Annotated in this window: 10 protein-coding genes; 6 read left to right on the top strand and 4 right to left on the bottom strand. The window is 44.4% G+C overall.

The features are described 5' to 3' along the window. Positions 1-145: 145 nt before the first annotated feature. Entirely contained in the window at positions 146-1,189 is a 1,044-nt protein-coding gene (locus L1D60_RS05175; RefSeq protein ID WP_239840041.1) for an AraC family transcriptional regulator, read from the bottom strand. A gap of 256 nt (positions 1,190-1,445) precedes the next feature. Here L1D60_RS05175 and L1D60_RS05170 point away from each other — a divergent pair, with 256 nt between their 5' ends. Both L1D60_RS05170 and L1D60_RS05165 read left to right on the top strand, forming a co-directional pair. After that, the gene (locus tag L1D60_RS05170) at positions 1,446-3,017 is read left to right on the top strand and encodes a long-chain fatty acid--CoA ligase (RefSeq protein WP_239840040.1); all 1,572 of its coding nucleotides are present in this window, start codon (positions 1,446-1,448) and stop codon (positions 3,015-3,017) included. Further along, the gene (locus L1D60_RS05165; protein WP_239840039.1) at positions 3,004-4,650 is read left to right on the top strand and encodes a GMC family oxidoreductase N-terminal domain-containing protein; all 1,647 of its coding nucleotides are present in this window, start codon (positions 3,004-3,006) and stop codon (positions 4,648-4,650) included. Before L1D60_RS05170 ends, L1D60_RS05165 begins: the two co-directional genes overlap by 14 nt. Before the next feature lie 157 nt (positions 4,651-4,807). Here the strand turns inward: L1D60_RS05165 and trxC are convergent, their stop codons facing one another. Further along, complete coding sequence (gene trxC, locus L1D60_RS05160; protein ID WP_239840038.1) at positions 4,808-5,242, bottom strand: thioredoxin TrxC; 435 nt, start codon at positions 5,240-5,242, stop codon at positions 4,808-4,810. Positions 5,243-5,364: 122 nt separating this feature from the next. On the opposite strand from trxC, the gene L1D60_RS05155 reads away from it, so the two are divergent. Together L1D60_RS05155 and L1D60_RS05150 are read left to right on the top strand one after the other, a co-directional pair. Continuing rightward, positions 5,365-6,459 carry a ketoacyl-ACP synthase III gene (locus L1D60_RS05155; RefSeq protein WP_239840037.1) on the top strand — a complete coding sequence of 365 codons (1,095 nt, stop codon included), beginning with the start codon at positions 5,365-5,367 and terminating at the stop codon, positions 6,457-6,459. Positions 6,460-6,478: 19 nt separating this feature from the next. Next, positions 6,479-6,943: a GNAT family N-acetyltransferase gene (locus L1D60_RS05150; RefSeq protein WP_239840462.1), complete on the top strand. Its 465-nt coding sequence runs from the start codon at positions 6,479-6,481 to the stop codon at positions 6,941-6,943. A gap of 92 nt (positions 6,944-7,035) precedes the next feature. Here L1D60_RS05150 and L1D60_RS05145 read toward each other — a convergent pair whose 3' ends face one another. Next, complete coding sequence (locus tag L1D60_RS05145; RefSeq protein ID WP_239840036.1) at positions 7,036-7,914, bottom strand: endonuclease/exonuclease/phosphatase family protein; 879 nt, start codon at positions 7,912-7,914, stop codon at positions 7,036-7,038. Between the two features lie 303 nt (positions 7,915-8,217). On the opposite strand from L1D60_RS05145, the gene nrdD reads away from it, so the two are divergent. Further along, positions 8,218-10,338 (top strand): anaerobic ribonucleoside-triphosphate reductase, encoded by a 2,121-nt coding sequence (nrdD, locus tag L1D60_RS05140; protein ID WP_239840035.1) that lies wholly within the window; start codon positions 8,218-8,220, stop codon positions 10,336-10,338. A 102-nt stretch (positions 10,339-10,440) separates the two neighbouring features. Continuing rightward, the gene (gene nrdG / locus L1D60_RS05135) at positions 10,441-10,911 is read left to right on the top strand and encodes an anaerobic ribonucleoside-triphosphate reductase-activating protein (RefSeq protein WP_239840461.1); all 471 of its coding nucleotides are present in this window, start codon (positions 10,441-10,443) and stop codon (positions 10,909-10,911) included. Positions 10,912-11,001: 90 nt separating this feature from the next. Here nrdG and L1D60_RS05130 read toward each other — a convergent pair whose 3' ends face one another. After that, on the bottom strand, positions 11,002-12,387 hold the full coding sequence (locus L1D60_RS05130) for an MATE family efflux transporter (RefSeq protein WP_239840034.1): 1,386 nt from the start codon (positions 12,385-12,387) through the stop codon (positions 11,002-11,004). Positions 12,388-12,404: the final 17 nt, after the last annotated feature.

Here is a 12,404-nt window from a genome sequence, read left to right as displayed (position 1 = left end):
CTATTTAGCCAAAAGAACCTTATTAAATAGAGTGGAAAAAGAGAATTTTTGTCAGTTATTCAAGACTAAATGTTTGTGATTATTCCAAATTAATGAACGCAACATCATTAAAATAACCTCGAACGAATGGGACTATATAGAACGATTACTCGATAGGTGGTTCACTGATTATACTGTTGCGATAAGCGCGAGGCGCAACGCCACTCCATTTACGAAATGCATGTCGAAAATTAGCACTGTCGGAAAAACCAATACGTTCAGAGATCTCCTCAATGGAGAATTGGGTTGAGTTTAAATAGTGTTTTGCTAAGTGGAATCGCACGTGATCGAGGATTTCTTGATAGCTAGTACCGCTCGTTTTTAAATGACGCCGTAATGTTCGGGACGACATTCCTAACTGCTTAGATAAGACTTCAATTGAAGGATAGTTGCCCGGGTTTTCTAAGAAACGTTGAGTCACTTGTTCACGAAGGTTACTCGGTGAACTGATCTTCTTTAATAGATCGTCACAGGAATTCAGACACATTTTTAGTGTGATTGGATTGGCGGTAGGTAAAGGGGCGTATAGGCACTCAGAGTCAAACTCCCACTCGAGTTGGGGACTGTTGAACTCGACTTTACAATGAAATACCTCTTGATAACGATGACCGTATTCTGGTTCGGGGTAGGGAAAACGAATCACTTTGGACGGAAAGGGGCGTTGCATCACTTCTTCACATAAGCTTTGGATGGCAGCGAACCAATACTCACAACAAAATGGTAATAGACCTTCGATATCTACCAGTTGCTCTGCTCGGAAGAAACCAATCTTTTCGTTCACGGACATCGTCTTTTTCAAAACAGGCCCTGCCAACTTTAGGTATTTAAACCCCATCACAAGAGAGTCTAACAAAGTGTTACTACTGAACACGGCATAACCTAATACGCCAAAATCACTAAAACGTGCCTGCAGTCCGACATTAAGGCCAAGATCTTTCTCTTCAGTGATAGCGAGTGCATTGCTGTAGACGGCAAGTTTCTGAGCTAAGGAGACGTGAGCATCGGGCGCAGTAAGTTGCAGTGGATCTATATGGCTACCTTCCAGCAACTCAGGTATAGCGACTCGAGTGTCTAGATAGCGCAATAACAGTTGAATATCTAAGATACCAAATGCTTGCATGTCAGGTTCATAAACTGCGCATTGCTCCATCTTCATCCTCCAAGTTTCACCTTACCACGGCCACATTCGAGCTCATTGTGTCCGAATATCACCGATTTTTGTCTTTATGCAACCTGTGTTGGATGTTAACAAAATGTTGTAATCATAAAAGTTAGATGAGTGCCAAAGGAGACATGGAGTCCTAAAAACATTCTATAACGGTGATTAAATTTGAAATGGATCTTGCTGGTGGTGATGTATTTAGAGCTTAAATAGTTACATTGTCACCTAAAACAAGGAGAGCATGATGCACAACTTAGCGGTAAATCTAGAGCGAAGCGCAACGATATTTCCAACTAAGCCAGCACTACGATGGCAAGACAAACAAATGAGTTATCAAGAGCTTAATAGGATGGCGGGTAGAGTCGCATTTAACTTAAAACAAATTGGAATAACTCACGGCGATAAAGTGGCGTTGTCTTGTCCAAACACTGCGGAATTTGTCATTGCTTACTACGGTATTCTCAAAGCCGGTGGTGTTGTGGTTCCTCTTAATATCTTATTTAAGGCTCGTGAAGTTGAGTACCATCTGAAAGACTCGGATGCCAAGGTGTTTCTATGCCATAAAGGCGACCAAACTCTCCCTATCGCTGAATTCGGTAGGGCGGGCTTTGACCGAGTTGAGGGATGTGAGCACTTTGTACTGATGAACGATGTGGCTTCTGAGGCAGACACCCTTTTCCAGCAATGGTTAGATAACGATGTTAATGCGTGTATAGAAGAGACACAGGTGCACGCTGGCGACGATACGGCGGTTATACTTTATACCTCTGGAACAACGGGTCAGCCGAAAGGAGCAGAACTGTCGCACACCAATATGCAGACTAATGCGATGTCTTCACAGTACCTAATGAGATTGGAATACAGCGACACTACGCTTGCAACACTGCCGATGTTTCATAGTTTTGGACAGACCGTGATGATGAATGCGAGCATTTTAACGGGTGCAACGATTGTGTTGATTCAACGTTTTGACCCTTCCGATGTCATTGAACAGATCATTGATCATAAAGTGAGTATCTTTGCCGGTGTGCCAACCATGTATATGGCTATCCTTAAAGCAGGACAAGCGTGTCAGGAGCGATCTGATAAAGTCAAACATAGCCTAAGGCTTGGTGTCTCTGGTGGCGCATCAATGCCCATTGAGATCATTCGCCAATTTGAAAAACAGTTTGAATTACCTATTTTAGAAGGCTACGGATTATCAGAAACTGCACCTGTTGCGACCTTTAATCACATAGATGGCGATAGAGTGGCGGGTAGTGTTGGTCAACCCTTGTGTGGTCACCTCATTAAGGTAACGGATATTGAAGGAAACAGAGTCGCTACTGGTGAATTGGGTGAGGTTTGCATCAAAAGCCCAAGTGTTATGAAGGGCTATTATAAGAGACCTGCGGCAACACAAGAGAGTATTCGCGATGGGTGGTTTTTGACAGGTGATATCGGCAAGCTAGATGAGCATGGCAACCTATTTATTGTTGATCGTGTGAAAGACATGATCATACGTGGTGGCTACAACGTTTACCCACGAGAGATTGAAGAAGTGCTGATGTGTCACCCAGATGTAGAGATGGCAGCCGTCGTCGGGTCACCAGATGATAAGCTTGGAGAAGAGGTTCATGCGCATGTGGTGGTTCGAGAGCTAGCCTCCGTCAATGCCAAAGAGATTCAAGCTTGGTGTCGTAGCCAGCTCGCTGATTATAAGTATCCACGCCATGTGTACATACGTACAGCACTACCAATGACAGCAACGGGTAAGATTCTCAAACGCGAATTGAGCCCAACTCAAGGGAAGGAGTTCATCCATGACGCAGTATGATTTTGTTATCGTCGGTGGCGGCTCTGCAGGCTGTGTCTTAGCATCACGTCTCTCTGAAGATCCCAATGTTGAAGTGTGCCTGTTAGAGGCTGGTGGAAAAGACAATAGCCCATTAATTCATACTCCGGTTGGCGTTGCCGCTATTATGCCGACAAAAATCCATAACTGGGGTTTTGAAACAGTGCCGCAACAAGGCTTGAATGGGCGTAAAGGCTATCAACCTCGTGGAAAAACCTTAGGTGGCTCAAGCTCGATCAATGCCATGATGTATGCACGAGGTCATAAATATGATTATGACTTATGGCAAGAGCTGGGCAATTCAGGTTGGAGCTATAAAGAATGCCTCCCGTACTTTAAGAAAGCTGAGAACAACGAACAGCATAAAAACGACTACCATGGGCAAGGAGGACCATTAAACGTAGCGAACCTCCGTAGTCCGAGCCGTATGATTGAGCGTTACTTAGATGCTTGTGAGTCCATTGGCGTACCACGCAATCCTGATATTAACGGGGCAGAACAGTTGGGTGCGATGGCGACACAAGTAACGCAACTCAATGGTGAGCGTTGTAGTGCCGCAAAAGCATACTTAACGCCCAACTTAGCCAGACCCAACCTTACGGTTACGAATGCGACCGTTCATAAAATACTGTTTGAAGGAAAAACAGCAGTAGGCATTGAATATGGGTCGAAAGGACATGCATTTGAGATTGGTGCTCGCAAAGAGGTGATCTTATCGGCTGGTGCGTTTGGCTCGCCGCAGATTCTTATGCTGTCAGGAGTTGGCTCACGTGAAGAGCTGATAAAGCACGATTTGCCTGTTTTACACGAATTGGTGGGCGTTGGGCAAAACTTACAAGATCACATTGACCTTATTCATAGCTATAAGTGCAGCGACAAGCATGAAACTTTTGGTGTGTCACTGCAGATGAGCGCAGAGATGACCAAAGCGCTGCCTTTGTGGCTGAAGCAGCGAACTGGCAAGATGACCAGTAACTTCGCCGAAGGTATTGGCTTTTTCTGTTCAGGTGATGATGTGACGGTTCCTGATTTGGAATTTGTGTTTGTGGTGGCGGTTGTTGACGATCACGCAAGAAAAATTCACATGAGTCATGGTTTTAGCTCACATGTAACCTTGTTAAGACCTAAGAGTCGAGGCTCAGTCACATTGCAAAGTGCTAACCCTTACGATCCACCAGAGATAGACCCAGCATTCTTTAGTCATCCTGATGATATGAAAGTGATGATCAAAGGATGGAAGAAACAACATCAAATGATGGAAAGCGCAGCGTTTGATGATGTTCGTGGGGCAAACTTTTATCCAGTGGATGAGACAGATGACAAAGCGATAGAGCAGGACATTAGAAATCGCGCAGACACTCAATATCATCCGGTAGGCACATGCAAAATGGGCATAGCCTCTGATTCTAATGCTGTTGTGGATGAAAATCTAAAAGTCTATGGTTTGGAGCGCTTAAGAGTAGTTGACGCTTCAATTATGCCTACACTCGTCGGGGCAAACACGAATGCACCAACCATTATGATTGCGGAGAAGATCTCAGAACGGATCAAAAAGGATCATGGTTTATGTGCCCAAGATTCTAATGAACGAGCTGAGGCTGTGTCGACTGCATAAGAGAGCCAAACGGCAACTTAACGATTGTTATATCTCTATATTAAAATCGTTTTAGATGAATACTCGTCAGCTAAAAGAATGGATGGGGAATAGGGCATAGAACAGAGAGTAGAAGCAAAAGAGTCAGAACAGTGGAGGCTGTTCTGACTCTTAGTGTTTATTTGGTTAGAGCTTGATTAAGCCACTGATCAAATTGACCTTTCGGTAGAGCACCGTTGATAGTATCGACCACTTTACCTTGCTTGAATACCATGATGGTTGGAATGCTGCGAATCGCAAATTGAGCCGCAAGTTGTTGTTGTTCTTCGGTGTTGATTTTCACAAAACGTACATTGCCGTTTCGTTCAGCGGCAACATCACTAAATACCGGCGCAAATCCGACACATGGGTTACACCACGTCGCCCAAAAGTCGACCACGACAGGTTGATCACTATTAAGTAGCGTTGAGAAGTTCACGCTTGTCGCTTCCACTGGCGCGCCATCTAATAATGGGCTTTTACACTTACCACAAGTCGGGCTTTCTGAAACACGCTCAGAAGGGACACGGTTAATACCCTGACAAGCAGGACAACGAGTATTGAATGTAGACATAACTTTCTCTTTTTATTGCTCCACTTTGCCTAACACGATTTACGAACTAGCCACTGTGTGCTTATACTGTTTGAAACAACACTACGATACTCAAATAAAAACAAACAATAAATAGGTAAATGATGACAAAGTTTTACGCTGAAATTACCGGGTGGGGAAAGTGTCTACCGCCAGCGACGCTCTCCAATGATGACCTCAGTACTTTTATCGATACGTCTGACGAGTGGATTCGTACAAGAACAGGGATTGAAAACAGAAGAATCAGCCATGTAAATACATCGGATTTAGCGACTGTTGCCGCTCAACATGCGATGGCGTGTGCTGGCCTAACAGCGGAAGATATCGACATTGTTATTGTCGCAACTTGCTCTCCAGACTCTCTTATCCCAAATACCGCTTCTAAGGTTCAACAAAATCTAGGCATTAAAAGTGCCGCAGCATTTGATTTGAACGCAGCGTGTACTGGCTTTATTTATGGTTTAGAAACCGCAACTCGCTTAATTCAAGCGGGCAATTACCGAAACGCGATTGTAATTGGCGCAGAACGACTTTCATTCTTTATCGACTGGACTAAGCGAGACACCGCAGTTCTGTTTGGTGATGGTGCAGGTGCAGCTGTTTTGTCACGCACTGAAAAACCAGTTGGTCTACAACAAGCTCAAATCGGCTGTGACGCTGAAGGGCGCGACATTCTTGCTGTACCTAAGTTCGGTACTTCAATGGATCGTTTCGCTGCAGACAACGGTTACTGGGACTTTGATTTTGTTGGCAAAGAGATCTTTAAGCGTGCTGTTAAGGGGATGGGTGCCGCCGCTCATACGGTTCTGAGCCGCACGGGCATCTCAACAGACAACATTGATGTGGTCATTCCACACCAAGCGAACATTCGAATCATTCAAACATTGTGTGATATGGCGGGTATTGAGCGCGAGAAGGCGTTCGTCAATATTCAAAACTACGGCAATACTTCTGCTGCTACGGTTCCAATTGCAATGTGTGAAGCCCTTGAGCAAGGTGCGGTTAAACCGGGTGCGAACATACTTGTGGCTGCATTTGGTGCTGGTTTAACTTGGGGTGCAGGACACATAACATGGGGTGATCGCGTAGAGCCTCTTGCGACATCAGATGCTTGCCTGCCTGAAAGTGATAAGTCTGCTCTGGAGTTATTAGAAAACGCAATTTTACACTGTAAAACGCGCCCTAACGCACAGGCGTAATCTAATGAATGTAAGGCTCATGCAAAGTGCAGACCTCGATGGTGCGGCTAGAGTGCACCAACAAGCGTTTGTACGTCAGACTAAGTCAAAAGAGTGGTTACAGTGTAACTTGATGGCATCGCCTCGATTCATCAATTTTGTATTAGAGCTTGATGGTGAAGTTCATGGCTACATTGTCTGGGTACAAAAGAGTGGCTTTCGTCCAGAAGCTGTCTTAGAGCTTGAACAGTTGGCTGTTTCTAGTGAGCAGCAAGGAAAAGGGCTTGGTAGAACACTGATTCTTGACTCTTTAAAAGTGGTTAAAGAGGTTTTAGCAGAGCAAGGCTCAACGCTTAAACACGTACTCGTTACCACCAGAGCGGATAATTTCGCACAGCAACTGTATAAGTCGACTCTTGGTGCAGAGGTAGAGACAACCATCTCTAATCTGTATTCAGCCGATGAAGTGCTGATGATTGCGAGAAATGTAGGCCAGCGTATTTAAGCGGCTGTAATTTCTATTTTGGACAGCTTAAAAGCAATAAAACGCCCGTATCGATTGTCTCTATACGGGCGTTTTTGTATCGGTCGAATGCGTTAGTGAGTTAAACGTGTCGATACAGGGCAGTGGTCACTTAAGAAGTACTTAAGAACGTCTTGTGATGGGAATACGTACTGCTTTGTTGAAGAGGTGTTGAGATCGCCACTAACAATGATGTGATCAATCAACGAACGGAATTGGTGGGTTTTGTTCTTGTTTCGGTTTGAACGCACTTTACACTCAGCAGGCGTCGAGCGTGTTGCTAACTGAGCTTGGTTGTTATCACTCAGTACACTCCAAAGCCAATCACCACGGTAAGATAGATTATGATTGAAGTCTCCCAATACCGCATAGGCTTGTTGTTTCTCTTCTCGCTCTACTATCCAGTCGTTTAATAACTTGGCTTGTTGCTTAAGTCGGTCACAATTGTTGTTGCGCTTGTAGGCACCGCTGCATCCGGCTTTTAAGTGCACAGAAAGTAGGTGAACGGGTTTATCTTGGTACTCTGCAACAATGTAGCTTGCAAACCTCAGTTTGCTACCAGAGCGTGTCTCTAACTTGATGTCGGGTTTATTAATAACTTCGACATTTTGTCGGACTACAAAGCCTGTGTATTGGTTTACACCTTGGAATTGATTCGCTTTATATCGACTCGATGCTCGATCTGACATGACAATACGATAGTCGGGACCTACGACTCGTCTAATCGCATCGATATCATCGACCTCTTGAAATGCCATAATGTCGCTATTGAGTTGTTCAAAGTGGTGAGCAAGTTGATCAAAATCTTGTTCATCACGCAGGACGCTCATTTTATTCACAGCCTCATTGGTTGATAACCATTCAATATTCCAACTTGATATGCTTAGAGGTGCACTTAAAACGGAGCCACTAAACAAGCAACTGGTGATAAGCCACTTTTGAAGTCTATTCACGGTGTTTTTCTCTGAATTTTATGTTGATTTTCCCTGAGCCGTTATCCTACAACACTTGGCAAAAATTCAAGGGTTTTTAGGCTTTTTTTATTTGTTACATTGTTTCTTTTCGACTTGAGAGATAACGTCATAAGATTGAATTGATCTTAGTCAGCACTCTGCTTTTATTGATCCAAATCAATACTCGCGTTTGGTGGTTCTCGTTAAATACGCCACAATATCTAGTGTTAGTTAAACGATAAATCGCTCTATATAGTGTGTTTGTGGATAAGTCTGTGAATACCCAGAGAGTAAGGAGAAGTGGTGAAATCAATCGTAATCAAGCGTGATGGCTCAAGAGCTCCATTCAGCAGAGATCGTATCCAAGCTGCAGTGGAAGCAGCATCAGAAAAATCCGATAAGGAAATTGCCATTTACGCATTGAATGTGGCATTAGCCGTTGAGTTAAAGCTCGAAGAGTACGATGAAGTTCATATCTCCGAGATTCAGACCATGGTTGAAAATGAGCTAATGCAGGGGCCGTACAAGTCTCTTGCACGTGCATACATTGAATACCGCCATGATCGCGATATCGCACGTGAAAAGCAGAGTGCCTTAACGCGTGAAATTGAAGGTCTTATCGAAGAGAGCAACGTTGATCTTATCAACGAAAACGCGAATAAAGACGGTAAAGTGATCCCGACTCAGCGCGATCTTCTTGCTGGTATCGTGGCTAAACACTATGCGAAAACACACATTTTGCCACGTGACATCGTTCAAGCGCACGAAAGCGGTGATATTCACTACCACGATCTAGATTACGCACCATTTTTCCCAATGTTTAACTGCATGCTGATCGACCTTAAAGGTATGTTGACGCACGGCTTCAAAATGGGCAATGCGGAGATTGATACACCTAAATCTATCTCGACAGCAACAGCGGTAACAGCACAGATCATTGCACAAGTCGCGAGCCACATTTACGGTGGTACTACGATTAACCGTATTGACGAAGTACTAGAGCCGTATGTAATGGCGAGCTACGAAAAGCATCTACAGTTAGCTAAAGAGTGGGATATTCATAACCCAGAAGCCTTTGCTGTCGCTCGTACAGAAAAAGAGTGTTACGACGCATTCCAATCGCTAGAGTATGAAGTAAATACGTTGCATACCGCTAACGGCCAAACTCCGTTCGTAACCTTTGGTTTTGGCTTGGGTGAAAGCTGGGGATCGAAATTGATCCAACAATCGATTTTGAAAAACCGTATTGCAGGTCTAGGTAAGAACCGTAAGACGGCAGTATTCCCTAAACTGGTATTTGCAATCAAAGATGGTCTGAACCACAAATCGGACGATCCAAACTACGACATTAAGCAGCTTGCACTTGAGTGTGCTTCTAAGCGCATGTACCCAGACATTCTTAACTACGACAAAGTGGTTGAGGTTACCGGTTCATTCAAAACACCGATGGGCTGTCGCAGCTTCTTAAATACTTACGAAGAGAATGGTGAGCTTATCCACGAAGGGCGTAACAACCTTGGTGTGGTGAGTTTGAACCTACCGCGCATTGCTATTAACGCGAAAGGTGATATGGCGAAGTTCTACGCTCTACTAGACGAAAAGCTGAAACTGGCTCGTCGTGCGCTAGAGACGCGTATTAGCCGTCTTGAGAACGTTAAAGCACGCGTAGCACCAATCCTGTACATGGAAGGCGCATGTGGCGTTCGTCTAAAAGCAGATGACTCTATTGCAGATATCTTCAAAAACGGTCGTGCTTCAGTTTCTCTTGGTTACATCGGTATTCACGAAGCGATGACTGCACTATTCGGTACAGAAACGCACCTATACGATGATACTGAAATGCGTAACAAGGCGCTTGAACTCGTTCAATATATGAAGCGCGAAGTGGAATCTTGGACGAAAGAGACAGGTTACGCGTTTAGTCTATACGGTACACCGAGTGAAAACCTATGTAGTCGTTTCTGTAGCATCGATACCAAAGAGTTTGGTGTGATTGAAGGTGTTACCGACCGCGGTTACTACACTAACAGTTTCCACCTTGATGTTCAGAAGAAGGTTAACCCTTACGATAAGATCGATTTTGAGATGCCTTACCCAGAGATCTCGAGTGGTGGTTTTATCTGTTACGGTGAATTCCCGAACATGCAGAAGAACATCGAAGCGCTCGAAAATGTCTGGGACTACAGCTACACACGTGTACCTTACTATGGTACTAACACTCCAATTGATGAGTGTTACGAGTGTGGTTACAACGGTGAGTTTGATTGTACAAGTAAAGGCTTTACTTGCCCTAAATGTGGCAACCATGACTCAACCAAAGTGTCAGTAACACGCCGAGTGTGTGGCTACTTAGGAAGCCCTGATGCGCGTCCATTCAACTTTGGCAAGCAGGAAGAAGTAAAGCGTCGCGTTAAGCACCTGTAACTGAACGCTCTTTCTTATCTGTTAAGCAAAAACTCCCTCTCACAGTAAGAGGGAGTTTAGTTGTTTCAATCAAGTTCTCTTATCCTCAATAGCGACAACTTTATGAATTACCATCAATATCATCCAATCGACGTGGTTAATGGCCCTGGCACACGCTGCACCTTGTTTGTTTCTGGGTGCGTTCATCAGTGCCGTGGTTGTTATAATCAGTCGACGCAGCGATTGGACTCTGGGCACTTGTTTACTCAGGAGCTTGAGGACCACATTATTGCTGATCTGAATGATGAGAGGATCAAGCGTCGTGGTTTGTCCTTGTCTGGTGGTGATCCTTTGCATCCAGCCAATGTTGCGGATGTCTTAAAGTTGGTTAAGCGCGTAAAAAGCGAATGCCAAGGTAAAGATATCTGGATGTGGACGGGCTATGAGTTAGATGAACTCGATGAGAAACAGAAAGAGGTGTTGAACTATATCGATACTTTAATTGATGGTCGTTTCGAACAAGAGAAGGCGGATCCAAGTCTAGATTGGCGCGGTAGCTCTAACCAAATTATCCATCGTTTTACAGATATCTAATTGCTTCCTCATACTAAAGAAAGAAGGGCTTATCTACAGCCTAAACTGCAAATGAAGCCCTTAGGTGTGAGTTCCGAAACAAATCTCAAATTACGTGGTCCTGCTTGGTTGTTCTTCGATGAGATTGTTAATCCATTTCTTCGAGTTAATTCGCTGGCTTGTTAGCGCAATTTTGATTAGCTCTTCAGCCAATACGATCAACATAACCCATTCTAGTGGCCAGCCTAAAACAAGTGCAGTGTAAAAGGCGAGTGGTATACCAATCGCCCATTGGCCAAACAGGTCAATAAAAATGCTGTAGTTAATATCGCCACCGCTTTTTAGTACGCCGCCAATCCCAACCATATTGAATACCCTTAGAACCATACCCAAAGCGATAACCAAAGTGACATTTACCGCGGTTTCTTTTAGCTCTAAGTGAGTTAAATCGACTAAGTAGACGATGATAGGTTTTGCGATGAAACAGAGCAGTGCAAGTAACATTGCGAGCCCACAACTCACTAACACATAACCCCAAGCTGTATTCTCGACTCTTTGGTAATTCTTAGCGCCTATTTCGTTACCCAGAACGATAGAGGCTGCAACAGCAAATCCCATAAACGCTGAGATCAAAATGCTTTCTACAGGGGATAGCAAAGAGATGATCGCTAGCTCACCCACGCCCATTTGACCAACGATGACATTGTAGATTAATAGCCCGCCAGCCCAAGCCGTGTCGTGAATCAGCATCGGCATCGCGATAGTCAGGTATTTCTTCCTGTGTTTCGCAAGGAGTGCATCGCGCCAATTATCTATGGTTGGGAATAAATTTGCGTAATGTTTTTTCGCCACAAGGAGCAAAGCAATAGTCTGTACAAACCTAGATACAGTGGTGCCGATGGCAGCGCCGACCACGCCAAGCTCCGGGAAACCGAATAAACCAAAAATAAGCAGTGCATTAAGCACAACGTTGACCAAAATAGCAAAGATACTGATCTTAGTTGGTAATTTGGCTTCACCCACCGATCGCAACGCGCTTTCGAGTGGCACGACGACAGCAGTACCAATTAGGCTGGCTCCTGTTATCCAAAGGTAATCCGTTGCCAATTGAACGTAATCTGGGTCTGAGGCCACAACAGACACAACAGATTCAGGAGCCAAGATATAGATACCAACGAACGGAATAATGGCTAAAACAGACAGCGCCCACGATTGAGCTAGTGTGCGGCGAATACCATTAAAATCACCCGCCCCAAAATATTGCGAAGCTAGCACACTTACTGCACCACTAATTCCAGAAACCATTATTAGGTTGAAGAAAAAAATTCGGTTTCCAACACCCACCGCGGCCGTTGCTGCATCGCCAAGTTGATTGACCATGAATATATCAACCACGCCAAGCAGGGAAAACATCATAGTCTGCAGTGATACCGGTAATCCTATCTGGATCAGTTTTTGCCAGAACTCTTTGTCTAAATGACGATATGTAGAACGCATCGCATTTCCTAAGTTGT

Origin of the sequence: Vibrio sp. Isolate30, assembly GCF_022397975.1 — a bacterium.
Classification (GTDB): domain Bacteria; phylum Pseudomonadota; class Gammaproteobacteria; order Enterobacterales; family Vibrionaceae; genus Vibrio; species Vibrio fortis.
This window is presented reverse-complemented; position numbering and strand designations above follow the sequence as displayed.